This window comes from Mesorhizobium japonicum MAFF 303099 (genome assembly GCF_000009625.1).
Taxonomy (GTDB): domain Bacteria; phylum Pseudomonadota; class Alphaproteobacteria; order Rhizobiales; family Rhizobiaceae; genus Mesorhizobium; species Mesorhizobium japonicum.
Genome location: NC_002678.2, coordinates 3,652,972 through 3,679,077, shown reverse-complemented (window position 1 = coordinate 3,679,077; position 26,106 = coordinate 3,652,972). Strand labels below are relative to the sequence as shown.

The window sequence follows — 26,106 nt, the reverse complement described above, 5'->3', positions numbered from 1 at the left end:
GCCTATGCCCGCGGCTGATTAACTTCGTCGCGGGCGCCCCACGCTTCGCGCTGGGAGTTCAGGCCTGCCAGCGCCGGCCGGCCGTCTGGACGCCGAACAGCGACGGGTTCCTGGCATAGGCGGCAAGGCCGAGAAGGGCCGCCAGCGGATGGGTGATGACATAGACGGGCATGGTGCGCATCAGCGCGCTGTGCGGCGCCTTGTCCTCGAAGGCGGCGCGGAAATTGCCCTCCTTCAGCGCCGGCACGATTTTTTGGGCGATCCCGCCGGTCAAGAAGACGCCGCCACGGCTCATGAACACCAGGGCAAGATCGCCGGCGGTGCGCCCGAGGCAGGTGACGAAAGTCTCCAGCGCTTCCTCAGCCACCGGATCGGTCTTGGCCAGCGCCGCGCCGGTGATCTCGGCCGGCGTGGTGAAAGGCGCCGGCTTGCCGTCCGCCTTGGCGACAGCCCGGTAGACGTTGACGAGGCCGCGCCCGCACAGGATCTGTTCGCCGGAAATGCGGCCCTCGAGCTTCTCGATATGCGGAAACACCTCGAAATCGCGCGGCGTGCGCGGACCGATGTCCATATGGCCGCCTTCGCCGGGCACCGGTATCCAGTGGCGCAAGGCATAGACCAGCCCGGCGACGCCGAGCCCGGTTCCGGGGCCGAGCACGACGCGGCCTGCATTGGGCTCCGGCGTGCCGCCGCCGATCTTTTCCATATGCTCTTCGCCAAGCGCCACGACGGCCAGCGCCTGCGCCTCGAAATCGTTGAGCACGACAATGTCGCTCAAGCCGAGATTGGCAAACATCTGCCTGGGCTTGACGACCCACGGGCAATTGGTGAGTTCGATCTCGTCGCCGTCGACCGGACCGGCCACCGCCAGCACCGCCGAATTGGGACGGACCGACGAGCGGTCGAGCACCGCCGCCTGGATCGCCTCGTCGATCGTGTTGAAATTGGCGGTCTGGACGATCTGCGGCTCGGTCGGCTCGGAATTGGCGTCGAGCACGATCGAAAAGCGCGCATTGGTGCCGCCAATGTCGCCGATCAGGATCGGAAACCGCAACGACGTGTCGGTATCGCTTACGCTTGGCATGCTCTCGTCCGTCCCCGGCGCCCCTGACGGCGTCTCGCTGTTCCTCCGTTGACTAGCGCATGAGTTTGAAAAGGGAAACGGTTTTCGAACCCCTCCGCGCGCCGAGAGAGCTTCTGCGGCCAAACGGCCACTATTTCCCGAAAACAGCTCGCTAAACCGATTGAGCCGACCGGTGGCGCAGCGGCAATCACTTCGCGGGCGGTCGTGGCCGTGGCACCGGCGCGCCCATTCTGGGGGTCGCGGCGAATGCATTTGCCGCGCTCGGCAAATCGCCGCCACCGCTGGCCGTGGTGGCGGGCTGCGGCGACGCTTCCGGCTCGGGCGCCGCGACCGCGACCGGCACGGCGCCGCCGTGATAGGTCGCCGCCTCCGCCGAGGCCGGGCCCGGCGCGTCGAGCACGGCGCGGCATTCCTTGGGCAGGTTGGCCATCGTCATCAGGTCGCGGGCCTTCGGCGCGTCGGGGTTCTTGTTGGGCCGCCAGGGCTCCTGCGTGAACCACCAGGCCAGCGGCTTGCCGCAGCCGTCATCATCCGGCGTCGCCTCCTGCCCCTTGCAGTCGGGCGAGCCCCGCTGGCAGCCGATGCGCATGTGGAAATGATAGTCGTGGCCCCAGAAGGGCCGGATCTTGCGCAGCCAGCTACGATCGCCCTTGACGGTGTCGCAGAGCTTTTTCTTGATGCCGGGATTGACCAGGATGCGTTCCACCTCGGGGTAGCTCGCCGCCCGCTTCAAGAGCGCCGTGTGCTGCGGCGTCCACAGCGCGTCCTTCACCAGATGTGTCTTCTCGTCGACCATCAAGGTGGCGCTCATCGATTCGCGCTGCGCCCTGGTCATGGTGCGGTCAGGCATCGGCGTCAGCCAGATGTCGGCATCGAGCCCGATCTGGTGCGAGGCATGGCCTGTCATCATCGGGCCGCCGCGCGGCTGCGAAATGTCGCCGATCAACAGGCCAGGCCAGCCGTCGGCGTCGGCGTCGCGCGACAGTTTCTCGATCAGCGCGATCATCGCCGGGTGGCCCCAGCGGCGGTTGCGCGAGGGCCGCATGACCTGCCAGGTCGGGCCGTCCATGGGGATGGCGACACCGCCGGCGAAGCAGCCCTTGGAATAGAAGCCGAAGGATTGCGGGGCGGTCGCGGTCGGCAGTTTCTCAGCGCCGAACAGGTCTTTTGCCCGTTCCTCGGAGAGCGCCGGCTGGGCGGCGAGGCCAAGCAAACCGAGCACTGCTGCCAGCAGTGATTTCTTGCCCAAAGCAATTCCAGGAAAAGTGTGAAGCGGTTTTCCCGGGAAAAGCGCGTAGCGCTTTCCCTTGGGAATTGCGCCAAAACAACATGATGGCCGCATCGCTGTCTTCATGAAACCGGATCCCCACCGCATCCCAAGGCCGAATCATAGCACGCAACGCAGCCTGCTTCGATTGCCCTACTCCTTCGCGCAATCAGCGTTTCATCGGGCTGCGCGCCTCGCCGTCGCGCCAGTCGCCGCTTGCCCACATATGGTCGAAGGCGGCGCGGTAGTCCGGGAAACGCAGGGAATAGCCCGCCGCCTTGATCGCCGCATTGGCGACACGCTTGTTCTCACCATAGAAGGACCGCGCCATGGGCGAAAGTTGGGCGGTGTCGAAAGGAATTTCCGGCGGCGGCTCCACGCCCATCAGCGACGCGGCATAGGCGACGACGTCCTGCGGCGGCGCCGGCTCGTCGTCGGTGACGTTGAAGATGCCGCCTGTATTGCCGTCGATGAGCTGCCACAACGCTCCGGCAATGTCGTCGCAATGGATACGGTTGAACACCTGGTCCGGCTTGACCAGCCGCCTTGCGGTGCCGTTTTCCAGATTGACCAGCGCATTGCGGCCAGGCCCATAAATACCGGACAGGCGCAGGATTGCCACCGGCTTGCCGATTTCCTTGCCGAGCTTCAGCCACGCCTGCTCAGCCTCGACCCGCATGACGGAGCGCTTCGACACCGGCCGGCACGCGGCTGTCTCATCGACCCAGGCGCCGCCGTGGTCGCCATAGACGCCGACGGTCGAGAGATAGCCGATCCATTCCAGCGCCGGCATCCCCGCGATTGCCTCCCGGGCGGCATTCAAGACGGGGTCGCCGGCCTCTTCCGGGGCGACCGAAATCACCAGATGGGTTGTTTTTTGCAGCGCCTCGCCGATTTCGCCGGTCAACGCGCCATCGAACAGCAGCGGGGTGATGCCGGCCTGGCGCAGCGCCGCGAATTTTTCCCTGGACCGTGTGGTGCCAAGGATCGTGGCGGCATCCCTGTTGGCGCGGGCAAAGGCCTTGCCGGAATAACCGGCGCCGAAGATCAAGATCTGCTTTTCGCTCATGCGTGCGCCCTGTCTGGCCGCGCCAGGCGCCATTCCTCGCGCACCGCCGCATCGTTCTCGGCTTTCAGACCGGTCGCGGCCCGCTCGGAATATTCGGCGTCAGGCACCAGCCGCGCCAGCGCCCATATTGCCGCGCCCCGCACCAGCGGCGAGGGATCGCCAACCAGCGCACGCACCGGGACGGCCAGGACGACATCGCCGGAATTGCCGGCGGCGATCAGCACGTTGCGGATGAAGCGGTCGCGGCCGATGCGCTTGATCGGCGAGCCGGAGAAGAAGACGCGGAAGGCCGCATCGTCCAGTTCGAGCAGGTCGGCGAGCGGCGGCGCGCGCAGATCGTCGCGCGCCGCGAGCTTTGCCTCGGACGCCGCCCGGGCGAACTTGTTCCACGGGCAGGCGGCCAGGCAATCGTCGCAGCCATAGATGCGGTTGCCGATCTTTTCGCGGAATTCATGCGGGATCGGCCCCTTGTTCTCGATGGTGAGGTAGGAAATGCAGCGCCGCGCATCGAGCCGGTAAGGCGCCGGGAAGGCATCGGTCGGGCAGGCGTCGAGGCAGGCGCGGCAGGAACCGCAATGGTCGATCTCGGCCCGGTCGGGCGCGAGTTCTGCCGTGGTGAAGATGGTGCCGAGGAACAGCCAGGAGCCGTGCTCGCGGCTGACCAGATTGGTGTGTTTTCCCTGCCAGCCGAGACCCGCGGCTTGCGCCAGCGGCTTTTCCATCACCGGCGCGGTGTCGACGAACACCTTCACGTCGCCGCCGGCGCGCGCGACGATCTTGCCGGCGATTTCCTTCAGCCGGCCTTTCATCACATCGTGATAATCGCGGTTCTGCGCATAGACGGAGATGGCGCCCCGGTCATGCCTGGCCTGCAGCACACGCGGATCATGGTCCGGCCCATAGTTCATTGCCAGCACGACGATCGAGCGCACGTCAGGCCAAAGCGTGGAAGGCTCGCTTCGCCTTGCAATCGTCTCGGCGATCCAGTCCATCGAGCCGTGAAAGCCGTCGGCGACGAATTCGGCCAGGCGCGCCGGTGCCAGCGGGATCGCATCGGGGGTGGTGACGGCAATGGCATCGAAGCCGGCGCGATGCGCCTCCGCGTCGATCAGCGCGCGCAGTTTTGCGGCGTCAGAAGTCGAGGTCCGCATAATGCGACACCGGCGACAGGCCGCGCACGCGGTCGGTCAAGAGCGGCCGGAAGGAGGGCCGCGACTTCACCCGCGTATACCATTCGCGCGCCGCGGCGTGTTCGCGCCAGTCGATCTCGCCGAGATAGTCGAGCACCGACAGCGTCGCGGCGGCGGCGAGATCGGCATAGGTGACCCTGCCGCCGGCCAGCCAATGGCGGGTGCCGGCCAGCCAGTTGGTGTATTTCATATGCTGGCGGATGTTGGCGCGCGCGGCACGGATCGCGCCCGAATCGGGTGAGCCACCGCCGGCGGTTTCGGGCATGATCGGCTTCAGCACGCGTTCACGCACCAGATGGCGGGTGACTTCGCTTTCGGCCTTGTTGAGGTACCAGTCGATCAGCCGGCGGATTTCGGCGCGCTGCATCGGGTCCTCGGCGAACAGCCGCTTGTCGCGCTTGAGCACACCGCGGGTCTCGTCGAGATACTCCGAGATAACCGTCGCGCCGACGATCGGCACGTCGCCTTCGGCGAGCAGGATCGGCAGCGTGCCGGCCGGGTTCAGCGCCAAAAACTCCTTGCGCCGCGTCCACGGCTTTTCCTCGATCAGCGCCAGCTCCTCGCCATACTCGCCGAAAGCAAGGCGGACGAAGCGGCAGGTGGCGAACATGGGATGGTGGAAAAGCGTCAGCATGGTTCCGCGATGATAAAGCGCACTGGCGAATCGCCGGGCGCACCGGTAAGTCTTGGCCGCCCGGTTAGCGGGCCGTCAGGGTGTTGCGACCTATAGGGGGACTTCAACGCCATGACAAGCAAGCCGTTCAGTTAGCCGTCGCGCAAAGCCGAGGTAGCCATGGAAAGCCAGACCATCGTCGAAGCCCTGCTGCTCGGCCTGCTGGAGGGCCTGACCGAGTTCATACCGGTGTCCTCGACCGGCCATATCCTGCTCGCCGGCCATTTCCTCGGCTTCAATTCGACGGGCAAGGCCTTCGAGATCCTGATCCAGCTCGGCGCCATCCTGGCGATCCTGAGCGTCTACTTCCGCCGCTTGTGGCAGATGCTGCTCGACCTGCCGCATGACCGGCTGACGCGGCATTTCGTCATCGGCATCCTGATTGCCTTTCTGCCGGCTGCGATCATCGGCGCGCTGGCGCATGATTTCATCAAGACGGTGCTGTTCGAATCGCCGAGGCTGATCTGCACCATGCTGATCATCGGCGGTGTTATCCTACTGGCGGTCGACCGCATGAACCTGAAGCCGGTCTATCGCGATGTCGAGCGCTTCCCAACCAGGCTCTACCTGCAGATCGGCCTGTTCCAGTGCCTGTCGCTGATCCCCGGCACGTCGCGCTCGGGTTCGACCATCGTCGGCGCGCTGCTTCTGGGCGTCGACAAGCGGGCGGCGGCGGAATTCTCCTTCTTCCTGGCGATCCCGACCATGGTCGGCGCCTTCGCCTTCGACCTGTTCAAGAACCGCAACGTGCTGACCTCGGCCGACCTGCCGATCATCGCCATCGGCTTCGTCGCCGCCTTCGTCACCGCGCTGTTCGTGGTGCGCTACCTGCTCGATTACGTCTCGCGCAACGGCTACTCGCTGTTCGGCTGGTGGCGGCTGGTGGTGGGTATTGTCGGGCTGGTGGCGTTGATGATCTGGGGGTGAGCGTAGGTCGTTCCCTTACTGCGCCGCCGAGTTCCTTCGCTGACCCGCCGACGTCTCGCAGGTTCGCCTTCGGCAAAGCCCTCTAATTCCGCCCATAAAACGCGTTCTCGACATGCACCGGCCAGCGCCAGGGCAGCACCGCGACCATGTCGAAGCGCATCGACAGCCTGCCATAATCCGCCTGCCGTGACAGCCAGATGTCGGCGGCAGCCTCGATGCGGCGCTCCGATTCGTGGCCGATCGCTTCCATCGCTTCCATCAGCGAACGCCGCGCCTTGACCTCGACGAACACCACCAGGTCGCCACGCCGCGCGATCAGGTCGATTTCGCCGAAGCGGGTGCGATGGCGGCGCGCGAGGATGCGGTAGCCCTTCAGCATCAGCGCGGCGGCCGCCAGCCACTCGCCGCGATGGCCGCGCCGATAGGCTTTCTGGCGGCTGGCGCTCGGGCGCTCAGCCACCGTCGCCTTCTCCTGAGGTGTCCTTGAGCTCCAGCAGCCGCCGGTAAAGCGCCTGTTTCTGGCCGCCGGTCATCTTCGCGGCCTCCGAGGCCGCCTTGGAGGCCGGCATTTCGGCGGCGAGCGACAAAAGCAGGCGGTCGATATCGGCGGGCTCGTCCGCCTTGGCCTCGGCCGGGCCGACGCAGACGACGATCTCGCCCTTCGGCGTGTCGGCCGCCGCATAGTGGTCGGCCAGCGCCCGCAGCGTGCCCGTGCGCATCTCCTCGAAGGTCTTGGTCAATTCGCGGCCGATCGCGGCTTTGCGCTCGCCACCGAGCGCCTCGACCATGGCGCCGAGCGATTCGGCCAGCCGGCGCGGCGATTCGAAGAAGATCAGCGTCGCCGGTACCGCCTTCAGCGCCTCCAGCCGCGTCAGCCGCTGGCCAACCTTGACCGGCAAAAATCCGGCGAACAGGAAGGCGTCGGACGGCAGGCCGGACGCGGTGAGCGCGGCCAGCGGTGCCGACGGACCGGGAATCGGCACGACGCGTATGCCGTGGTCGATCGCTTCCCCGACCAGCCGGTAGCCGGGATCGGAAACCAGCGGCGTGCCGGCATCGGAAATCAGCGCCACGCTCTGGCCGCCTTGAAGCGCCGCGATCAGCTTCGGCCCGGCCTCACCGGCATTGTGCTCATGATAGGCCGTCGTGCGGCGGCGAATGCCGTAGCGGTCGAGCAGCACGCGCGACACCCTGGTGTCCTCGCAAGCGACGATGTCGGCGGCGGCCAGCGTCTCCAGCGCGCGCAAAGTGATGTCGGCGAGATTGCCGATCGGCGTCGCCACCAGATAGAGCGCCGGCTCGAGCGGACGGGCGGGGATTTCGGTCTGCCCGACCACATAGCTGCGTCTGCCCGTCTCATCGGTCACTGATGCCGTCTCCGTTCAGCCCCTGTTTAGCCTGCCAGATCTTGTTTGGCATGGCTGGCGCAGGCTTGCAAAAGCTCACGCCGATGTAAGGTGACCGCCATTCCTTCGCCACAGTGGGGAACCAAACCGGCATTGGCAGATTAAGCCCCTGATTCCGGAGGAGGACAGGATGGACAGCCTGAAGATACAGGACGCTTTCGAGCCTTACTATGCCGGCCGCAAGCGCGTTGCCGCCCCCAGGGACAAGCGCCTGCCTGCCAAGACCGACACCAGCCTGGCCAAGCGGGCGACAACCGCCTTGCCGACGAATGTCAGGCTTTCCGACAACAAACCAGACAGCACGACGGAGCACTGACCGAACGATGCCCAATCGCTTCGATATCTTCATCACCCGTCTTGAAACGAAAAGCGCCAGGGAAGGCGTGCCGCCACATCCGATGAACGACCAGCACAGCGTTCGCCGCGAAAAGGCCGACGCCAAACCGGCCCGCAACGGAGAGAGGCATGCCGAGAAGGATCGCGGCAAGCGCCGTTTCAAGCACGACGCCTGACGACCGCGACTGGCAGAGACCGTTCTGCCATCGTCTGGGTCACGCCAGATAGCGTGAAACGCGCGCCTTCAGAAGGTCGATCAGCTCCAGATCCATGAATTCATAGTTGTCCGGTATATCGAGGCAGATGACCCGGGCCTTCTTCAGGCTGGCCTTGAATTTCTTCTGCAGCTTGGTGCGATGCACCTTTTCCATGACGAAGATAATATCGGCCCAGGCGACCAGCTCACGCGTCAGCGGCGTATCGGCATCGTGGTTGGTCCCGGCCGAGGCGACCTCGATATCCCGGCGCGTTGAAAACACCTGCTCGGCGGTCGGGCTGCGCAAGCGGTTCTGACTGCAGACGAAGAGAACGTTTTTCAAAGGTTAGCGCGCCAGATCCGCCACCACGGCGTCGAGAACGATCATGCCGGCCGGTGTGGCGCGCAGCCGCGCATTGCCGATCGGCGCCACCAGACCCTCGCCCTGCAGCACCGACAGCCGGGCGCTCGACAGGCCGCGGCCGGAAAAGGCCTCGTAGCGCGCAAGGTCGATGCCCTCGGCCAGCCTCAGCCCCATCAGCAGGAATTCGTCGGCCTCTTCCGAGCGCGTCAGGATCTCGCCCCCGGTGACACCATGGCCCTTGGCCTCGACGAGGTTGGCCCAGGTTTCCGGCATCCTTTCGGCGATCGTCACCGTGCGGCGGCCATGCTCGACGAAGCGCCCATGCGCGCCGGGGCCGACGCCGACATATTCGCCATAGCGCCAGTAGGTCAGATTGTGCCGGCTTTCGGCGCCAGGCCTGGCGTGGTTGGAAATCTCATAGGCCGGCAGGCCATGCGCGGACGTAGTCTCCTGCGTCAACGCATAGAGGTCGGCGGCGTGGTCGTTGTCAGGGATGATGAATTTCTTCGCCGCATGCAGCGCGTGGAAGGGCGTGCCTTCCTCGATGGTCAGCTGGTAGAGCGAGAGATGGTCGGCAGCGTGGCCGATCGCCTGTTCGAGCTCGGCTGCCCAGGCCTCCGGCGTCTGGCCGGGCCGGGCGTAGATCAGGTCGAAGGACAGGCGCGGAAAGATTTCGCGCGCGAGCCCGATGGCGTGCAGCGCCTCTTCGACATTGTGCAGGCGGCCGAGGAAGCGCAAATCCTTGTCGTTGAGCGCCTGCACGCCGAGCGAGACGCGGTTGACGCCCGCCGCCCGATAGCCGCGAAAGCGTTCGGCTTCGACCGAGGACGGGTTAGCTTCAAGCGTCACCTCGATGCCGTCCGGTACCGTCCAGTTCTTCGCCACGGCGTCCAGGACCCTGGCCACGGTTTCCGGCTTCATCAGCGACGGCGTGCCGCCGCCGAGGAAAATGCTGGTCACCTCGCGCGGCCCGGTGCGCTCACGCATCGTCGCCAGTTCCGCCTCGAAGGCGGCGGCAAAGCGCTCCTGGTCCACCGGCTGGTGGCGGACATGGCTGTTGAAGTCGCAATAGGGGCACTTGGCCGCGCAGAACGGCCAATGGATGTAGACGCCAAAGCCGGGGCTGCGGTCGAGCGGCATGGTCATGCCAGGTCCAGTCATGCCGAGCCCAATCTCGGCAGATCCAACCGTGCTTGCGCGAATTTCTGGAAAGCACGGGCGCGATGTGAGAGCGCCGCGGCCTGGCCGGGTTTCCAGCCGTGCTTTTCCTCAGCGCTCATCTCGCCAAACGTCTTGTCGAAACCATTGGGCAAGAACACCGGATCATAACCGAAGCCGAGCTCGCCACGCGGCGGCCAGACCAGCGTGCCTTCGGCCTCGCCGCGATAATATTCGGCCGCCCCGTCGGGAAAGGCGAGACAAATGACGGCGACGAAGCGGCCCTTGCGCTGTTCGGCCGAGGCGGCGCCGACTTCCTGCAAAGCCACTTCTGTACGCTGCATGGCCATGGCGAAATCTCTGCTGCCGTCAGGCGTTTCGGCCCAGTTGGCGGTGTAGACGCCGGGCGCGCCGTCGAGCGCATCGACGCACAGGCCGGAATCGTCCGACAGCGCCGGCAGGCCGGTCGCCTTCGCGGCGGCCAGCGCCTTGATGTAGGCGTTTTCCTCGAAGGTCGTGCCGGTCTCGTCCGGTTCAGGCAGACCGTAGTCCTTGGCCGACTTCGCCTCGAAGCCAAACGGCCCCATCAGGTCGGCGAATTCGCGCAGCTTGCCGGCATTGTGGCTGGCGACGACGATCTTCTTGCCATCAAGTGTATGCATCAAAGGCCCCAAATTCTCGGCTCGGCGAACTCGATCGAATTGCCCGAGGGGTCGCGTATATAGAGCGAACGGCCGCCTTGCGGCCATTCGAATTCGCTTTCGATGGCGATCTTCTTCGCTTCGAGATGCGCCTTCCAGCCGACGATTTCATCCGCGCTGGCCGCAAAGCAGAGATGACCTTCGCCGACCGCGCCGTGCGGCGGCACCGGCAGCCGGGCGTCCGGCGCTGGCGGTATTCTGGTCGCCTCGGCGTTGAAGACCAGCAGCACGCCCGGCCCGCAGCGAAAGAAAAGATGCCTGCCGTCGACCTTGCCGAGGAGGTCGAGGCCGAGCACGCCGACATAGAATTGTTCCGCCGCCGCCAGATCGGTGACGTACAGGGCTGATTCAAGGATGGCGGAGGGGGTCACCAGAAAATCGATGGCTTACGCCACCGCCATCTGTTGCAGGCTGACCAGGCGCTGGATGCCTTTCTTGGCCAGGCCCATCAACTCGGCGAACTGGTCTTCCGAGAAAGGCTCGCCCTCGGCTGTGCCCTGGATCTCGACGATGCCGCCCTTGCCGGTCATGACGAAATTGGCGTCGGTGCCGGCCGCGGAATCCTCGAGATAATCAAGGTCGATGACCGGCTGGCCGTCATGGATGCCGCAGGAAATCGCCGCGACATGGTCCTTCAGCACCTTCGAAACACTGGCCATCTGCCGGGCTTCCATCCAGCGCAGGCAGTCGTACAGCGCCACCCAGCCGCCGGTGATCGAGGCGGTGCGGGTGCCGCCGTCGGCCTGGATGACGTCGCAATCGACGGTGATCTGCTGTTCGCCCAGCGCCTGCAAATCGACGACGGCGCGCAGCGAACGGCCGATCAGGCGCTGGATTTCCAGCGTGCGGCCGCCCTGCTTGCCGGCGGAGGCCTCGCGGCGCATGCGCTCGCCGGTCGAGCGTGGCAGCATGCCATATTCGGCCGTCACCCAGCCCTTGCCGGAATTGCGCATCCAGCCCGGCACCTTTTCCTCGAGGCTCGCCGTGCACAGGACATGGGTGTCGCCGAACTTCACCAGGCACGAGCCTTCGGCGTGCTTGGAGACGCCGCGCTCGAAGGAGATGGCGCGCATTTCGTCGAATTGGCGTTTGGAGGGGCGCATTCAGGCTTCTTTCCCAGTCATTTTTCGGAATCGTGGCCGGCTTTTAGCCGCATGGGGGGCAGCGCGCAAAGGAAAACGGACCGTGCGATCCGATACAGAGACCGGTTGCGCCCACCGTGCCGAAGTCTATATCCTGAACCAGGAGGTTTTTGGCCGAATGACCAAGGCAATCGATCCGGGTTCGCAGCCGCTGGCACTTCAATCACTCGACATGCGCTCTCGCGACATCTTCCGGCGCATCGTCGATTCCTATCTGAGGGACGGCGAACCCGTGGGCTCGCGCAGCCTGTCGCGCATCCTGCCGTCCTCGCTGTCGCCGGCCACCATCCGCAATGTAATGAGCGACCTCGAGCATCTCGGGCTGATTTACGCGCCGCACATCTCCGCCGGCCGGCTGCCGACGCAAGCGGGCCTGCGCTTCTTCGTCGATGCCTTCATGGAGCTTGGCGACCTCTCCGACGAGGAGCGCCGCACCATCGAGGCGCAGGTGCGGGCCTCAGGCTCGGGCGCGACGCTGGAGCACATGCTGACCGAGGCCAGCCAGATGCTGTCGGGCATGTCGCGCGGCGCCGGCCTGGTGCTAGCCGCCAAGAACGAGGTGGCGCTGAAGCATATCGAATTCATCCAGCTGGAGCCGACCAAGGCGCTTGCCGTGCTGGTGTCGCAGAATGGCGACGTCGAGAACCGCGTCGTCGAGCTGCCGGCGGGCATCACCGTCTCGCAGCTGCACGAGGCCTCGAATTTCCTCAACGCCCATATTCGCGGCCGTACACTGGCCGAGGCGCGCACCGAAATCGCGCGCATCAAGGAAGAGACGAGAGCGGCCCTCGACACGCTGTCGCAGGACCTCGTCGAGAAGGGGCTGGCTGTGTGGGCGGGCGCCGAAAGCGGCCTGCCGGCACGGCTCATCGTGCGCGGCCGCGCCAATCTGCTCGAAAACGTCACCGCCCAGGCCGATATCGAATTGCTGCGCCATCTGTTCGAGGACATGGAGACGCAGGACGGGCTGATCCAGCTGCTCGACCTCGCCGAGCAGGGATCGGGCGTGCGCATCTTCATCGGTTCGGAAAACAAGCTTTTCTCCCTGTCGGGCTCGTCGCTGGTGGTCGCGCCCTATCGCGACAAGGATGCCCGCGTCGTCGGCGCGCTCGGCGTCATCGGCCCGACCCGGCTGAACTACGCCCGCATCGTGCCGATGGTCGATTATACCGCGCAGCTGATATCGCGCATGTTAAGGTAGGACCCCGAACGGCAAGAGACGGGCAGCGAGGAGAAAAACAATGGCGCTCGAAGAACTCAAGGCCCGGATCAGCCTGCTGCTCGAGGAGATGGTCAACCAGCCGGAAGACCAGCACGAAATCCAGGAACAGCTGCGCGAAAAACTGCGGGAAATGCGCGCCATGGGCCTGCCGCTGCCGGCCGATCTCGTCGCGCTTGAAAAACGCCTCGACGACGATTTTTACGCTGCCGGGACATAAACAGGCAAATCGCCTCCCTCAACTCGTCGTGTGAGGCGGAACCCCGGGGGCAAATCGGCCGTTCCTTCGCGACCAAATGGAGGACAAGATGATCCGATTGGCCGGGCTGGTGATCCCCGCCCTCTTTCTCACAACAGCGGGGTTCGCCCAGCAGGCGGACCAGCCGGTGCTGAAGGGCGCTGCCGCCTTCGGCGACTGGCGAGCCGACAGGCCTGGCGTGCTTCGCCTGATCAAGCCGGAAGACCTGCCAAAGCCCTATGTCACCAAGTCGGTGTCGAACAGTGCCGGGCTTGCCGACATGCCGGCGGGCGCGAAGCCGCAATTGCCGCCGGGCTTTTCGGCCGAGCTGATCGCATCCGGCATCGACAATCCGCGTGTCGTGCGTGTCGCACCCAATGGCGACCTGTTCGTCGCCGACAGCGAAGCCAACCAGGTCCGCGTCTATCGCCTGGCCAAGGACAGCGCCAAGCCCGCCGAGGACGGCATCTTCGCCGGCAATCTCAACCAGCCCTATGGCATTGCCTTCTATCCGCCGGGCGATGATCCGCAATGGGTCTATGTCGCCAACAGCGACAGCATCGTGCGCTTCGCCTACCGCAGTGGCGACCTGAAGGCATCGGGCGAACCCGAAATCATCGTCGCCAATATTCCGTCGAACCATCACTGGACCCGCGACATTGTTTTCTCGCCGGATGGCAAGACGCTCTATCTGTCGGTCGGCTCCGGTTCGAACGTCGCCGAAGACATGGGCAAGGCGCCGGAAGGCGGCCTCGACGTGTGGGTGAAATCGAAGCCGCTGGGCGCGACCTGGGGCTCCGAAGAGGGGCGCGCCGACGTGCAGGCCTTCGATCCGGACGGCAAGAACGGCCGCATCGTTGCCACCGGCCTGCGCAACTGCTCGGGCATGACCATCCAGCCGGCGACCGGCGCGCTGTGGTGCGTCGTCAACGAGCGCGACGCGCTGGGCGACAATGTGCCGTTCGAATACGCCACCTCAGTCAAGGACGGCGCGTACTATGGCTGGCCCTGGTACTATATCGGCAATCACGAGGACCCGCGCCATAAGGGCGCGCGCCCCGATCTCGCCGGCAAGGCAACCATTCCCGACGTGCTGATGCAGGCGCATTCGGCGCCGCTCAACATCGCATTCTACGACCGCAAGGATTTGCCCGCCGACAGCGGTTTTCCCAAGGAATACCGGGGCGATGCCTTCGTCGCCCTGCACGGTTCGTGGAATCGCGGCAACAGGACCGGCTACAAAATCGTCCGCCTGCTGTTCAAGGACGGCAAGCCGACCGGCGAGTATGAGGACTTCATGACCGGCTTCGTCGTCTCCAACGGCGAGGTCTGGGGCCGGCCGGTGGGCGTGGCGGTGGCCCATGACGGCGCGCTGATCATGACCGAGGATGGCAACGGCTCGATCTGGCGCGTGACCTATGATGGCGGCCGGTCCTGAGGGATCTTACTCGGATGGCGCGGTATCTGGTGCAATAGAATCCGGCTGCCAGGGAATTCAACCCTGGCCCGTTCCATGCGAAAAGGATCGCCTGATCCAGGACCACTCGCCATGACCCTCACCGGCTTCCTCGCCTACAGTGCCGCACTCGGCATCGCCGCCGCCATTCCTGGCCCCGGCGTCACAGCGCTTGTCGCGCGGGCGCTCGGCTCCGGCTTCCGCTCGTCGCTGGCCATGTCCTTTGGCCTGATGCTGGGCGACCTCACCTACCTGACCGCCGTGGTGCTCGGCCTCGCCTTCGTCGCGCAGACCTTCGGCATGGTGTTCCTCGCCATCAAATGGGCCGGCGTCGCCTATCTGGCGTTTCTGGGCTGGCGTTTCTGGACCGCCGGCATCACGCCCGAGACGGTCGAAGCCAGGAAGGGCAAGGGCGGACTGGTGTCGAGCTTTGTCGCCGGCCTCACCGTCACGCTCGGCAATCCGAAGACGATGATCTTCTACCTGGCGATCACCCCGACCATCGTCGACCTGAAGACGATCACGCTGGCCGATTACGGCATTCTCGCCGCGCTGACGGTGGTCGTGCTGTTCGTCGTACTGGTTCCCTACCTGGCGCTCGCCGCCAAGGCGCGCTGGTTCCTGAAATCGCCGCGCGCGCTGAAGCTGCTGAACCGCACCGCCGCCGGCTTCATGGTGGGCGCCGCGGCAGCGATCGCGGCCCGTCAGTAGCACGCTTTCAGCCAAAACATTCCGGGGCCAGGCTTTCCCGTGAAATGCTTTTCCGGGACAAGGGCGTTTTAGACACAGGCCCCACTCGGATATTTCCGGCCGACAGCTTATGTTGCGCGGCTGAAAGCCCTATCTTGCCGGCTGCAATGCCACTTGCCTGAAATCCTGGGAGCGAAACCAATGAACAAGCCCGTCACCTCCGCCCGCGTCCCCGGCCGCGGCCGCATCTACAGTTCCATCACCGACACGATCGGCGACACGCCCCTGGTCCGGCTCGACAAATTCGCCAAGGAGAAGGGGGTTGTCGCCAATCTCGTGGCCAAGCTCGAATTCTTCAACCCGATCGCCTCGGTCAAGGACCGCATCGGCGTGGCGATGATCGAGGCGCTGGAGGCGGCCGGCAAGATCTCGCCCGGCAAGACGACGCTGATCGAACCGACCTCGGGCAACACCGGCATCGCGCTTGCCTTCGCCGCCGCCGCCAAGGGCTACAAGCTCATCCTGACCATGCCCGAAACGATGTCGGTCGAGCGCCGCAAGATGCTGGCGCTGCTCGGCGCCGAACTGGTGCTGACCGAAGGGCCGAAAGGCATGAAGGGCGCCATCGCCAAGGCCGACGAGCTGGCCGCGACAATCCCCAATGCCGTTATCCCGCAGCAGTTCGAAAACCCCGCCAACCCGGAAATCCACCGCAAGACGACAGCGCAGGAGATCTGGAACGACACGCAGGGCGAGGTCGACATCTTCGTCGCCGGCATCGGCACGGGCGGCACCATCACCGGCGTCGGCCAGGTGCTGAAGAAGCTCAAGCCCTCGCTGCATGTCGTCGCCGTCGAGCCGGAAGCCTCGCCGGTGCTGTCGGGCGGCCAGCCCGGCCCGCACAAGATCCAGGGCATCGGCGCCGGCTTCGCACCAAAAATCCTCGACACCACGATCTATGACGAGATCATCAAGGTTTCCAACGAGGATTCCGTCGCCAATGCCCGCCTCGTCGCCCGTCTCGAAGGGGTGCCGGTCGGCATCTCGTCGGGTGCGGCGCTGCAGGCGGCAATCGTCGTCGGCTCGCGGCCGGAGAACAAGGGCAAGACCCTGGTCGTGGTCATCCCCGACTTCGCCGAGCGCTACCTGTCGACGATCTTGTTCGAGGGGCTGGGGGCTTAGGCGTTCGTACCTCGAAGATTGGCCTCAGCGGCCCCTCCCGGTCGTCATCCCAGGGCGAAGCAGGAGCGAAGCTCCGTCGCGTAGAACCCTGGGATCCATGCCGTGACCGGGGCCGAGGAATGCCACGGTCCAGAATGCTTGTCTTCCGCCGCTGCGTCTCGTCGAAATTAGCGGAGCTAGTGTTCTTCGAGACAATATCTGCAACGTCGTGACGTGGAGACGTCACGGCATGGATTCTAGGGTCTGCGCGCGTCGCTTCGCTCCTTGCTCCGCCCTAGAATGACGAAGTTGGTGGTGTCTTTCCTGGCCCGCTGAAAAATCCTCCCGTGGCGCCTGTGACCCGGCTTGAGCAGAACCCTGCTTCCGGATCATATCGCCCCGGTCCGCTTTGCGCGGACCAGGGGAGAATTTCATGTACAAGCTCTATACCCGTCCCGGCAGCGGCGGCTTCGTCGTCGAGGCGGCGCTGGCGCTGGCCAACGCACCATTCCAGCAGATCGACGTGCCGAAATCCGACCGCCCCGATCCGGCCTTCCTCGACATCAGCCCGCTGAACCAGGTGCCAGTGCTGACCTTGCCGGACGGCAGCTCGATGACCGAATCGGCCGCGATCTGCATCCTGCTCGCCGAGCGCCATCCCGATGCAGGCCTCGCGCCAGCGGTCAATGCGCCTGCCCGCGCCGATTTCCTGCGCTGGATGGCCTTCATGTCGTCGGTGCTCTACCCGGCGGTGCTGCGGTTCTACTACGCCCATCGCTACACGGCCGACGCCGACGGCACGAAAGCCGTCAAGCAGGCGGCAATCGCCGAGATGGACCGTGGCTTCGCCGTCCTCGATGCCGCACTGAAGGGTCGTGACTGGCTGGTTGGTGACCAGATGTCGCTGGCCGACATCTATCTCGTCATGCTTGTGGCCTGGCATCCCGACATCGGCACGGCGCGGGCGGCATGGCCTGATATTGAACGTCTCTGGGCCAGGCTGCGCGACCATCCGCTGCTGAAGACGCTCAACACGTCACACGAGATGTGGCCGACCTGAACGCCTGCGTGTAAGGCGGCGTCCTGCGACGCTTGGTTAGTGTCTGAGCGCCGCCCTTTTGCCTTGCAGGAAGCGGCGCACCGCCGGGTCGCGTTCGAGGCCGATTGCCCTGTCATAGGCCTCGGTTGCCTGCGGAACCTGGCCAAGCCTGGCCAGGAGGCCGGCCCGCGCCGCCCAATAGGGCTGATACTCATTGAGCCGCTTGTCGTCGCCCAGCACGTAAAGCGCCGCCAGCCCTGCCATCGCGCCCTCCGTCTCGGCGAGCGCCACCGCGCGGTTGATCGCCACCACCGGCGATCCGGCGATCGAAAACAGCGCGTCGTAAAGCGCGCGGATCGCCGGCCAGTCGGTGCGGCCAGTCAGCCGCCGCGCCGCGTGGGCGGACTGGACGGCCGCCTCGAGCTGGTAGCGGCCGACCACACCGCTCGCCGCGGCATGGGACAGAAGCGCCTCCGCCTCGTCGATGAGGGCTCGGTCCCACAGGTCGCAATCCTGTTCGGCCAGCGGCACGAAGTCGCCTTCGACACTGCGTCGCGCGGCGCGGCGGGCCTCGGCAAACAGCATCAGCGCAAGCAGGCCAAGCGCTTCCGGCTCTTGCGGCATCAGCGTCGCCACCAGGCGGCCGAGCCAGATGCCTTCGGTGGCGAGGTTGCGGCGCTGCGTTTCGGTGCCGGCCGGATCGGACCAGCCTTCGGCGAAGGCGGCGTAGATCGCCTCCAGCACCGCGCCCAGCCGTTCGCCGAGTTCGGCCCGCTCCGGCACACGGAACGGAATGCCGGTTTCGCGGATGCGCGTCTTGGCGCGCACCAGGCGCTGGCCCATCGTTGCCGGCGAGACCAGGAAGGCCGAAGCGATGGTCGCGGCATCGAAGCCCAGCACGGTCTGCAGGATCAGCGGCGCCCGCACGCCCGGCTCGATCGCCGGATGCGCGCAGGCGAACATCAGCCGCAGCCGTTCGTCGGGCAGCTCTTCGTCAGTCATGCGCGCCTCCATCTCCTCGGCAATCAGCTTGAGATGATCGCGGGCCGCCTCCCGGGTGAGCCGCCGGCGAACCGCATCGACCCGCCGCCGCCGCGCGACAGCCAGAAGCCAGGCTTCCGGCTTTTCAGGCACGCCTGATTTCGGCCAGCGCTCGAGCGCGGCGGCAAAGGCGTCGGCCAGCGCATCCTCGGCTGCGGTCACGTCGCGGGTGCGCGCCGCGAGCCAGGCGACCAGCTTGCCATAGCTCTGCCGGGCGGCGGCCTCGGCGGCCGCCCGGGCGATCTCCGGGCGACTGTCCATCACATGGTCATTTCTTGGCACGTCGTCATTTCTGCGGCATGTAGTCGGCCAGTTCCCAGATCGGCCGCAACTCGACCGTGCCGGTGCTGGCCGCCGGACAGCGCGCCGCCCATTCGATGGCGGTGTCGATGTCGGCCGCTTCGATCATGTAGAAACCGGCAAGCTGCTCCTTGGTGTCGGCATAGGGGCCGTCGATCACGTTGGTCTTGCCGTCGGCGATCCGCACCGAGGTGGTCGCCTGGGTCGGGCGCAGCCTTTCGCCGGCCAGCCAGGCGCCGGATTTCTTCAACGCTTCGGTATAGGCGCCATAGGCCGCGCTCATCTGCTGGGTTTTCTCGACCGGCATGGCCGCCAGTGCGGATTCATCGTTGTTGATCATCAGCATGTATCGCATGGGTCTTCTCCCGTGGTTTCGAAGGCCGCGTCCTTGCGGGGCCAGACGTATGTCGCGCGGTGTCGACCGATTTCGACAGGGCGCCAAGAAAAAACTTTCGGCTTCGTCACGCGGTTTCGCAAGGACCAGGTTTCGCCAAGCGGCCGGCGGCGCTGGCCATGACGCCTCGCCGCGCTATCCTTTGTGATCCAGGCACGTCACGCCAGAGATGGGAGATGAGCAATGGAACTCGTGACCCACAAGAAATTCAAAAGCGGCCGGTTGATGCCGTGGGGCAAGGGGACAGTCGTTACCGGCGCGAAGGGATTTGTCTACCTTTGTGGAAACACGGCGACCGCCGCCGACTACGATCCGGCCGGCAAGCAAGGCGGTCGTTTCGCTGGCGATGCGGCGGCCCAGTGGCTCGAGGTTCTGGGCAACATCAAAGCCGATCTGGAGGAGCTGGGCGCCGCGCTTGAAAACCTCGTCAAACTGACCTTCTTCGTCAGAGGACCGTTTCCCGACGGCGGCGTTCTCAGCTCTCCCAATTTTCGCCTGGACGTTCTAGACGCGTTCTTTGCCGAGCATTGCCCGAAGCACTGCAGTTACAACAACCCGCCGCCCTCGGAGGTGATTGGCGTTGCCGCGCTCGCTCAAGCCGACATCGTCATTGAAATTGTCGCGATCGCGGCCCTGCCGGATTGAGCCGGGCCTTGGCGTGCCTCCCTCACCCCCATGCGCACGAGCCCGGAGCGCAGTACGCAGACGCCATCGAAGACGATCAGCGGATGGCTGGTATCGAAAGATGGTTCAGCGGGAGGACTGGGCTTGGCCAGACGTGATTGGGGCGGACTGGACTGAGGAAGGTCGGTCTCGCGGGGCCTCGGCTGCTCGTGTCCTGGGACACCAGGCCAGCCGAGGGCGGGATCAAAGACGTGGCGATGTCGCACGACGCCTGTCGCTCAGAGCCGGGCGCTCGGAACGATAGGTGGTGGCGCGGGTCGTGGCACCCGGCCTGCAGATGCGGCTGTTGTGGCGGCTCTCGAACGTCATGGTCAGTGCGCTCCCAGCGACGTGCCGCGACGGGCGCAAGCCGGACCGGGGCCGCGCATGTAGTAGCGCTCCGGCCGATAGGTCGGCGCGACGAATTCACGGATGGCGGCGGCGTAGCCGATGAGGTGCGTGAAGAAGTTCATTTACCCTGTCCCTGTCCCGATTTTCGGATGTCCCTTCCGAATTGCGCAAAGGATAGCATCGAGGCGTGAATAGTCGGTGAACACGATGTTAATATCTGGTCGAAAACCCGTTGCTTCGTGGCCGGAATGCGGCTGATTCGGGGTGTTTCCGCGCCTTTTGTCGCCATTCCGGCCAGTGTGACTTTTGCATCACATATGTTTCGTTTGAATGTCGCCTGGGCGCGGTTCTGTTTCAACTTCCGGCTGGCTGATGGAATTTCCTTGCTCAGGCAGGAAAGGAAGGAACCGGCATATAGGGCGGACGTTGACCGTCGGGACTGGCGTGGCCGGCCCGCGATTGCCTGCAAGGCGCAGGCACGCGCACCAACACCGCAAGAGCAAATGGAAAGGCTAGAACCATGGGCTTCTTTTCGAAGGACATCAAAACGCTGGACGACCTGTTCGTGCACACATTGCGCGACATCTATTACGCGGAAAAGCAGATCGAGAAGGCGTTGCCGAAGATGATCGACAAGGCCACCAACGCGCAGCTCAAAGCAGGCTTCGAAAAACATCTTGAACAGACCAAGGGCCATATCGAACGCGTGGAAGAGGTGTTCGAGTTGCATGGCGTCAAGGCCAAGGCCATCGACTGCCCGGCCATTGACGGCATCCTCGAGGAAGCCGACGAGGTGAGCGGCGACATCGCCGACAAGGAGGTCCTGGACGCCGCCCTGATCGCGTCTGCGCAAGCAGTCGAGCATTACGAAATGACCCGCTACGGCACGCTGATTGCATGGGCCAAGCAACTCGGCCGCAGCGATTGCGCCAATGTACTCGCGAAGAATCTCAAGGAAGAGCAGGCGACCGATCGCAAGCTCACCGAGATGGCGGAAAGCAAGATCAATCTCCAGGCTGCCGAATAGGTGAGATGGCAGGCAAGATCGGCGCGGCAACGGCGCCGACTCGCCTTGTCGCGCGGTCGGAACCGGAATGGGCTTTGCCCCGTTCTGGATTGAACCCATTGCAAGGAGTTTGTCATGGCGCCGCGTCCAGCCTGGAAGGGCTACCTGAAGCTTTCGCTGGTCACCTGCGCGGTCGAACTGACCAATGTCGTCACCCATACCGAAAGGGTGTCGTTCCGCATTCTCAACCGCAAGACGGGCAACACGGTGAAGCGCATCTATGTCGATGCCGAAACCGGCAAGCCCTTGGACGACGGCGACGAGATCAAGGGCTATGAATTGGACGACGGCGATTTCGTCCGTATCGAGGAAGACGAGATCGAGGCGGTGCAGATCGAATCCTCGCACACGATGAGCCTCGACGGTTTCGTCGACAAGGCCTCGATCCAGCAGATCTATCTCGACACGCCCTATTATGTCGCGCCGGCCGACAAGGTGTCGGAGGAAGCGTTCGCCGTCATCCGCGATGCCATGGCAGGCAAGAAGATGGCCGGGCTGGCGCGGATCGTGCTTTATCAACGCGAACGCCCCGTCGTCATCGAGCCGCTCGGCAAGGGCATGGTGCTGACGACGCTGCGCTACGACAATACGGTGCGCCAGCCCGACAGCGTGTTCGGCGAGATCAAGGCGGTGAAGACCGACCAGGAGATGACCGATCTCGCCGAACTGATCATCGACAAGAAGAAGGCGAAGTTCGATCCGTCTAAATTCGACGACAAATACGAGGACGCGCTGCTCGAACTGATCCGGGCCAAGAAGGCGGGGCACAAGGCGCCCAAGGCGAAGGCGGCGCCAAAACCCTCCAACGTCGTCAATCTGTTCGACGCGCTGAAGAAGAGCCTGTCATCGGATTCCGGCTCACCTAAATCATCATCCGCAGCCAGGCCGGCGGCCAAACGCGCCAAGCCGAAAGCGGCCGCGCCGAAGCGCAAATCGGCCTGAGGAGACCAAGGATGGCCGGCCTCGAACAGTATCATACCAAGCGCGATTTCAAGAAGACATCGGAGCCGGCGGGCAAGGTCGCACGCACCGGGAAAAACGAAGCCGGGGGCATCTTCGTCATCCACAAGCACGCGGCGACCAGGCTGCACTACGACCTTCGGCTCGAGCATGACGGCGTGCTGTGGAGCTGGGCGGTGACGCGGGGGCCCAGCCTCGATCCGCACGAGAAGCGGCTGGCCGTCCATGTCGAGGACCACCCGATCGACTATGCGCCGTTCGAAGGCACGATCCCGAAGGGCGAGTATGGCGGCGGCTCGGTCATCGTCTGGGACGAGGGGACATGGATGCCTGAGACCGACCCGGCCAAGGCGATGAAGAAGGGCCACATCAGTTTCGAGCTCAACGGCCACAAATTGCATGGGCTGTGGCATCTGGTGCGGCTGAAGCCGCGGGCGGGCGAAAAGCGCGACAACTGGCTCTTGATCAAGTCCGACGATGCCGCGGCGCGCCCGGGCGAGGACATTTTGAAGGAGAGGCCGGAATCGGTGAAGTCGGGCCTGACGATCGAAGAGGTCGGCGAGGGCAAGGCGGCCAAGGGCCGAAAGCCCGAGGTCTGGCATTCGAACAAGCCGGCCGCCGGCAAGGCGAAGGCCGCGGCGCGCAAACTCGACTTCATCGAACCGCAGCTGGCGACGCTGGAGCGGGATGCACCGCCGGGCAAGGACTGGCTGCATGAAGTCAAATTCGACGGCTATCGCATGCAGGCGCATATCGCCGGCACGGATGTGCGGCTCTTGACCCGCACCGGCCTCGACTGGACGGAAAAATTCGGCGGCGAGATCATTGCCGAGCTCGCCGGGCTGAAGTGCAGCGACGCCATCATCGACGGCGAGATTGTCGTGCTGGCCGACAGCGGCGTCTCGTCCTTCGCGCTGCTGCAGCAGGATTTGTCGGCGAAGCGGGCAAACCGCTTCCTCTATTACGTGTTCGACCTGATGCGTCTCGACGGCAAGGATTTGCGCGCCGAGCCGCTGGTCGAGCGCAAGCAGGCCTTGCAGGAGCTGCTCGGCAAGCAGGCCGAGAACCCGGCGGTGCGTTTCTCCGACCATTTTTTCGAGCCCGGCAAGATCATGCTGGAGCATGCCTGCAGGATGGGGCTGGAAGGCGTCGTGTCCAAACGCGCCGATGCGCCCTATCGCAGCGGGCGCGGCCCGACCTGGGTGAAGTCGAAATGCACGGCACGGCAAGAATTCGTCATCGGCGGCTATCTGCCGTCCGACAAGACCGGGCGCGGGCTGCGGTCGCTGCTGGTCGGCTACTACGAGGGCGGCAAACTGCAGTACGCCGGTCGTGTCGGCACCGGTTTCTCCGTCAAGGGCGCGACGGAGCTGAAGACCAGGCTCGACGCGCTGCAGGCGAAGGCTTCGCCCTTCGACAAGGCCGTGCCGAAAGGCAAGGGCCTGGTCTGGGTCAAGCCGGAATTGGTCGGCGAAGTGGAGTTTCGCAGCTGGACGTCGGACCGTATAGTGCGTCATGCCTCGTTCCAGGGGCTGCGCGAGGACAAGCCGGCGGAGGACGTTGTGCAGGAAAAGCCCAAGGCAGCGACAGGCAAGGCCAAGCCGGCCTCGAGCGGCGCCGGGACGATGACGACCAGCGTAAAACTCTCGCATCCCGACAAGCTGCTCTGGCCCGACGAAAAGATCTCCAAGCAGGGCCTGCTCGACCATTACGCCGAGGTCTGGCCCCGCATGGAGCAGTTCGTCGTCAACCGGCCGCTCAGCCTGGTGCGGGCGCCGGACGGCATCGGCGGCCCGCGCTTCTTCCAGAAACATGCCTCGGCCGGCATGAGCGACAGAATAGCCCGGATGAAGGACCCAACGGATGGCGAGGAGATCCTGTTCGTGCGGGATTTCGACGGTGTGGCGGCACTCGTCCAGTATGGCGTGGTCGAGATCCACATCTGGGGCTGCACGATCGACAAGCTTGAACAGCCGGACCAGATCATCTTCGATCTCGATCCCGATGAAGGCGTCGACGTCAAAGCGGTGCGCGAGGCGGCGCTCGATATAAGGGGGAAGCTCGACGAGCTGTCGCTGCCGAACTTCGTCAAGACATCGGGCGGCAAGGGCTATCATGTGCTGGTGCCGCTGAAACCGTCGGCGGATTGGGAGGCGGTGAAGACCTTCGCGCATGATTTCGCCAAGGCGCTCGAGCAGGGTGCCCCCGACCGCTACACGGCGACGCTGTCGAAGAAGGCGCGGACCGGGAAAATCTTCGTCGACTATCTGCGCAATGGCCGCGGCTCGACGACGGTCGCGCCCTATTCCTCGCGCGCCAAGAAAGGGGCCACCGTGTCGATGCCGGTGACCTGGGCCGAGATCGAGGCCGGCCTGGCGCCGAATGCTTTCCCTATAGGCGACAAGACGACGCTTGCGAAGTTGGCGGAAGCCGACCCGTGGATGGATTTCTTCAAGCAGGGCAAGGTGTTGAAGCGGGGGTAGTTCTCCGCGCTCAGCTCAAAAACACCTTCTCGAAGGCCTGCTTGCCCGGTGGCGAGAAAATCACCGCGCGGCTGTCCTTTTCGCGGCGCGCCCATTTTTCCAGAAGGATCTTGTCGAGGATGGCGGCGCCCAGCGTGCCGGCGAGGTGCGAGCGGCGCACGCTCCAGTCGAGGCAGGCGCGGCAGACCGGGCGGCGCGGTTTGGCGTCGACATCGATGCCCATGGCGGCAAAATGCGACGACGCCGAAGGGCCGAGCCGGATCTCCCTGTCGTCGCGCAGCAATATGTCCTTTTCGACCAGACGGTCGAGCATCGCCACCGCCTGCTCGCCGGCGAGATGGTCGTAGCAGACGCGGGCGATGCGCATGGCGCCGTCGCGCGGACCCGGCCGCACGCGCTTGGGGCCGACCGCCTCGGCGACACCGGTGATGGCCTCGATCATACCCGCCACCTGCGGGCCGGCGAGGCCGTAATAGCGATGGCGGCCCTGGCTGGCCAAAGTCAGCAGTCCGCCTTCCATCAGTTTCGACAGATGCGACGAGGCGGTCGGCAACGACACGCCGGCCTCCAGCGCGAGTTCACTCGCCGTCAGCGCCGTGCCGCCCATCAAGGCATTCAGCATGTTGGCACGGGCGGGGTCGCCGACCAGGCTGGCGATGCGGGCGATGTCGGGTCCTTCACGCATAGTTCGTTCCTTGTCGAAGCATTCTTGCCAGATAGCCATTATTCTTCGGTCAGATCAAGGAGCCGGCGACGCAAGCGACGATGGCTCCTGACATGAAACTGCCTAGCACACCAATGCGCACGATGTTTCGACCGCGCTCGAAGCGTCGATGCGGGAACCCAGAGGAGACGACCATGACCATCACCTGCTTCATCCGCTATGAGATCGACCCGTTCGGCAAGGCCGCCTTCGAGGAATATGCCCGCAACTGGGGCCAGGCCATTCCGCGCTGCGGCGCCGACCTGATCGGCTATTATGCCCCGCATGAAGGCTCGGCGACAACGGCCTACGCCGCCTACAACATCGAGAACCTGGCGGCCTATGAAGCCTATCGCGCCCGGCTTGCCGCCGATCCCGCCGGCAAGGCAAACTATGAGTTCGCCAAGCGAGAACGATTCATCCTCAAGGAGGACCGCATGTTCCTGAAACACGTCTCCGGACCGCACGCCAAGCTGGTGCAGCCGTGATCGCCGTCATCTTCGAGGTACAGCCCGCGGAGGGCCGGCGCGATGCCTATCTCGCCATCGCCGCCAATCTGCGTCCCTTGCTCGACGGCATTGACGGCTTCATTTCGATCGAACGCTTTCAGAGTCTCGCCGACCCGAACCGCATCCTGTCGCTGTCATTCTGGCGCGACGAGGAAGCGGTAAAGGCCTGGCGCAACACCGAAGAACACAGGCAGGCGCAGCAGGCCGGCCGCGGCGGTATCTTTGCCGGCTACCGGCTGCGGATTGCGCATGTGGTGAGGGATTATGGGCTGATGGAACGGGACGAGGCGCCGGCGGACAGCCGGGCGGTGAATGGGTAG

General features: G+C 64.9%; 31 protein-coding genes. 15 read left to right on the top strand and 16 right to left on the bottom strand.

Going from position 1 to position 26,106, the window contains the following annotated elements; translation table 11 throughout:
* Positions 1 to 58: 58 nt before the first annotated feature.
* The 5 genes from MAFF_RS19085 to MAFF_RS19065 all read right to left on the bottom strand — a co-directional run bounded on the left by MAFF_RS19085 (position 59) and on the right by MAFF_RS19065 (position 5,244).
* A complete protein-coding gene (locus MAFF_RS19085) occupies positions 59 to 1,084 on the bottom strand; it encodes a glucokinase (protein WP_010912590.1) in 1,026 nt (341 codons plus the stop codon).
* Positions 1,085 to 1,271: 187 nt separating this feature from the next.
* A complete protein-coding gene (gene mepA, locus MAFF_RS19080) occupies positions 1,272 to 2,459 on the bottom strand; it encodes a penicillin-insensitive murein endopeptidase (protein WP_010912589.1) in 1,188 nt (395 codons plus the stop codon).
* Between the two features lie 61 nt (positions 2,460 to 2,520).
* A complete protein-coding gene (locus MAFF_RS19075) occupies positions 2,521 to 3,420 on the bottom strand; it encodes an SDR family oxidoreductase (protein WP_010912588.1) in 900 nt (299 codons plus the stop codon).
* Positions 3,417 to 4,571: a tRNA epoxyqueuosine(34) reductase QueG gene (gene queG / locus MAFF_RS19070; RefSeq protein ID WP_010912587.1), complete on the bottom strand. Its 1,155-nt coding sequence runs from the start codon at positions 4,569 to 4,571 to the stop codon at positions 3,417 to 3,419. Before queG ends, MAFF_RS19075 begins: the two co-directional genes overlap by 4 nt.
* The gene (locus tag MAFF_RS19065; protein WP_010912586.1) at positions 4,552 to 5,244 is read right to left on the bottom strand and encodes a glutathione S-transferase family protein; all 693 of its coding nucleotides are present in this window, start codon (positions 5,242 to 5,244) and stop codon (positions 4,552 to 4,554) included. Before MAFF_RS19065 ends, queG begins: the two co-directional genes overlap by 20 nt.
* Before the next feature lie 159 nt (positions 5,245 to 5,403).
* Here MAFF_RS19065 and MAFF_RS19060 point away from each other — a divergent pair, with 159 nt between their 5' ends.
* The gene (locus MAFF_RS19060; RefSeq protein ID WP_010912585.1) at positions 5,404 to 6,210 is read left to right on the top strand and encodes an undecaprenyl-diphosphate phosphatase; all 807 of its coding nucleotides are present in this window, start codon (positions 5,404 to 5,406) and stop codon (positions 6,208 to 6,210) included.
* A gap of 82 nt (positions 6,211 to 6,292) precedes the next feature.
* Here the strand turns inward: MAFF_RS19060 and MAFF_RS19055 are convergent, their stop codons facing one another.
* Entirely contained in the window at positions 6,293 to 6,670 is a 378-nt protein-coding gene (locus tag MAFF_RS19055; RefSeq protein ID WP_010912584.1) for a YraN family protein, read from the bottom strand.
* On the bottom strand, positions 6,663 to 7,577 hold the full coding sequence (gene rsmI, locus MAFF_RS19050; protein ID WP_044548561.1) for a 16S rRNA (cytidine(1402)-2'-O)-methyltransferase: 915 nt from the start codon (positions 7,575 to 7,577) through the stop codon (positions 6,663 to 6,665). Before rsmI ends, MAFF_RS19055 begins: the two co-directional genes overlap by 8 nt.
* A 169-nt stretch (positions 7,578 to 7,746) precedes the next feature.
* On the opposite strand from rsmI, the gene MAFF_RS19045 reads away from it, so the two are divergent.
* Together MAFF_RS19045 and MAFF_RS19040 are read left to right on the top strand one after the other, a co-directional pair.
* Positions 7,747 to 7,932, top strand: coding sequence for a hypothetical protein (locus MAFF_RS19045; RefSeq protein WP_010912582.1), 186 nt, complete (start codon positions 7,747 to 7,749; stop codon positions 7,930 to 7,932).
* A gap of 7 nt (positions 7,933 to 7,939) precedes the next feature.
* Positions 7,940 to 8,128, top strand: a complete 189-nt coding sequence (locus MAFF_RS19040; RefSeq protein WP_010912581.1) for a hypothetical protein — start codon at positions 7,940 to 7,942, stop codon at positions 8,126 to 8,128.
* A 39-nt stretch (positions 8,129 to 8,167) separates the two neighbouring features.
* Here MAFF_RS19040 and MAFF_RS19035 read toward each other — a convergent pair whose 3' ends face one another.
* The 5 genes from MAFF_RS19035 to rph are packed head-to-tail and all read right to left on the bottom strand — an operon-like array spanning position 8,168 to position 11,474.
* Positions 8,168 to 8,491, bottom strand: a complete 324-nt coding sequence (locus MAFF_RS19035; protein ID WP_044548559.1) for a low molecular weight protein tyrosine phosphatase family protein — start codon at positions 8,489 to 8,491, stop codon at positions 8,168 to 8,170.
* Between the two features lie 3 nt (positions 8,492 to 8,494).
* A complete protein-coding gene (gene hemW / locus MAFF_RS19030; protein ID WP_010912579.1) occupies positions 8,495 to 9,673 on the bottom strand; it encodes a radical SAM family heme chaperone HemW in 1,179 nt (392 codons plus the stop codon).
* A complete protein-coding gene (gene rdgB, locus MAFF_RS19025) occupies positions 9,670 to 10,332 on the bottom strand; it encodes an RdgB/HAM1 family non-canonical purine NTP pyrophosphatase (protein ID WP_010912578.1) in 663 nt (220 codons plus the stop codon). The genes hemW and rdgB overlap by 4 nt, the downstream gene beginning before the upstream one ends.
* Positions 10,332 to 10,742 carry a VOC family protein gene (locus MAFF_RS19020; RefSeq protein ID WP_010912577.1) on the bottom strand — a complete coding sequence of 137 codons (411 nt, stop codon included), beginning with the start codon at positions 10,740 to 10,742 and terminating at the stop codon, positions 10,332 to 10,334. The genes rdgB and MAFF_RS19020 overlap by 1 nt, the downstream gene beginning before the upstream one ends.
* Positions 10,743 to 10,757: 15 nt before the next feature.
* Positions 10,758 to 11,474 (bottom strand): ribonuclease PH, encoded by a 717-nt coding sequence (gene rph / locus MAFF_RS19015; RefSeq protein ID WP_010912576.1) that lies wholly within the window; start codon positions 11,472 to 11,474, stop codon positions 10,758 to 10,760.
* Positions 11,475 to 11,631: 157 nt separating this feature from the next.
* Here rph and hrcA point away from each other — a divergent pair, with 157 nt between their 5' ends.
* The 6 genes from hrcA to MAFF_RS18985 all read left to right on the top strand — a co-directional run bounded on the left by hrcA (position 11,632) and on the right by MAFF_RS18985 (position 17,337).
* Positions 11,632 to 12,714 (top strand): heat-inducible transcriptional repressor HrcA, encoded by a 1,083-nt coding sequence (gene hrcA, locus MAFF_RS19010; RefSeq protein WP_010912575.1) that lies wholly within the window; start codon positions 11,632 to 11,634, stop codon positions 12,712 to 12,714.
* Between the two features lie 40 nt (positions 12,715 to 12,754).
* Positions 12,755 to 12,952 carry a hypothetical protein gene (locus MAFF_RS19005; protein WP_010912574.1) on the top strand — a complete coding sequence of 66 codons (198 nt, stop codon included), beginning with the start codon at positions 12,755 to 12,757 and terminating at the stop codon, positions 12,950 to 12,952.
* Between the two features lie 88 nt (positions 12,953 to 13,040).
* The gene (locus tag MAFF_RS19000) at positions 13,041 to 14,408 is read left to right on the top strand and encodes a PQQ-dependent sugar dehydrogenase (protein ID WP_080512083.1); all 1,368 of its coding nucleotides are present in this window, start codon (positions 13,041 to 13,043) and stop codon (positions 14,406 to 14,408) included.
* Positions 14,409 to 14,519: 111 nt separating this feature from the next.
* Complete coding sequence (locus MAFF_RS18995) at positions 14,520 to 15,137, top strand: LysE family translocator (protein WP_010912572.1); 618 nt, start codon at positions 14,520 to 14,522, stop codon at positions 15,135 to 15,137.
* A 180-nt stretch (positions 15,138 to 15,317) separates the two neighbouring features.
* Positions 15,318 to 16,298 carry a cysteine synthase A gene (gene cysK / locus MAFF_RS18990; RefSeq protein ID WP_010912571.1) on the top strand — a complete coding sequence of 327 codons (981 nt, stop codon included), beginning with the start codon at positions 15,318 to 15,320 and terminating at the stop codon, positions 16,296 to 16,298.
* 412 nt (positions 16,299 to 16,710) lie between these two features.
* On the top strand, positions 16,711 to 17,337 hold the full coding sequence (locus tag MAFF_RS18985; protein ID WP_010912570.1) for a glutathione S-transferase family protein: 627 nt from the start codon (positions 16,711 to 16,713) through the stop codon (positions 17,335 to 17,337).
* A gap of 36 nt (positions 17,338 to 17,373) precedes the next feature.
* Here MAFF_RS18985 and MAFF_RS18980 read toward each other — a convergent pair whose 3' ends face one another.
* On the bottom strand, positions 17,374 to 18,618 hold the full coding sequence (locus MAFF_RS18980; RefSeq protein WP_010912569.1) for an RNA polymerase sigma factor: 1,245 nt from the start codon (positions 18,616 to 18,618) through the stop codon (positions 17,374 to 17,376).
* Between the two features lie 25 nt (positions 18,619 to 18,643).
* Entirely contained in the window at positions 18,644 to 19,012 is a 369-nt protein-coding gene (locus MAFF_RS18975) for a YciI family protein (protein WP_010912568.1), read from the bottom strand.
* Between the two features lie 222 nt (positions 19,013 to 19,234).
* Between MAFF_RS18975 and MAFF_RS18970 the strand changes: the two genes are divergently transcribed.
* Positions 19,235 to 19,696, top strand: a complete 462-nt coding sequence (locus MAFF_RS18970; protein WP_010912567.1) for a RidA family protein — start codon at positions 19,235 to 19,237, stop codon at positions 19,694 to 19,696.
* Positions 19,697 to 20,046: 350 nt separating this feature from the next.
* Here MAFF_RS18970 and MAFF_RS40060 read toward each other — a convergent pair whose 3' ends face one another.
* Entirely contained in the window at positions 20,047 to 20,187 is a 141-nt protein-coding gene (locus tag MAFF_RS40060) for a hypothetical protein (RefSeq protein WP_080511888.1), read from the bottom strand.
* A gap of 398 nt (positions 20,188 to 20,585) precedes the next feature.
* Here MAFF_RS40060 and MAFF_RS18965 point away from each other — a divergent pair, with 398 nt between their 5' ends.
* From MAFF_RS18965 to ligD, 3 genes are all read left to right on the top strand, one after another.
* Complete coding sequence (locus tag MAFF_RS18965) at positions 20,586 to 21,092, top strand: ferritin-like domain-containing protein (RefSeq protein ID WP_010912566.1); 507 nt, start codon at positions 20,586 to 20,588, stop codon at positions 21,090 to 21,092.
* Between the two features lie 114 nt (positions 21,093 to 21,206).
* On the top strand, positions 21,207 to 22,073 hold the full coding sequence (locus MAFF_RS18960; RefSeq protein WP_010912565.1) for a Ku protein: 867 nt from the start codon (positions 21,207 to 21,209) through the stop codon (positions 22,071 to 22,073).
* Between the two features lie 11 nt (positions 22,074 to 22,084).
* A complete protein-coding gene (gene ligD, locus MAFF_RS18955) occupies positions 22,085 to 24,574 on the top strand; it encodes a DNA ligase D (RefSeq protein ID WP_010912564.1) in 2,490 nt (829 codons plus the stop codon).
* Positions 24,575 to 24,584: 10 nt separating this feature from the next.
* On the opposite strand, the gene MAFF_RS18950 is transcribed toward ligD, so the two are convergent.
* On the bottom strand, positions 24,585 to 25,259 hold the full coding sequence (locus MAFF_RS18950; protein WP_010912563.1) for an ArsR/SmtB family transcription factor: 675 nt from the start codon (positions 25,257 to 25,259) through the stop codon (positions 24,585 to 24,587).
* Positions 25,260 to 25,432: 173 nt separating this feature from the next.
* Between MAFF_RS18950 and MAFF_RS18945 the strand changes: the two genes are divergently transcribed.
* Positions 25,433 to 25,765, top strand: a complete 333-nt coding sequence (locus MAFF_RS18945) for an NIPSNAP family protein (RefSeq protein WP_010912562.1) — start codon at positions 25,433 to 25,435, stop codon at positions 25,763 to 25,765.
* Entirely contained in the window at positions 25,762 to 26,106 is a 345-nt protein-coding gene (locus MAFF_RS18940) for an antibiotic biosynthesis monooxygenase family protein (RefSeq protein WP_010912561.1), read from the top strand. Before MAFF_RS18945 ends, MAFF_RS18940 begins: the two co-directional genes overlap by 4 nt.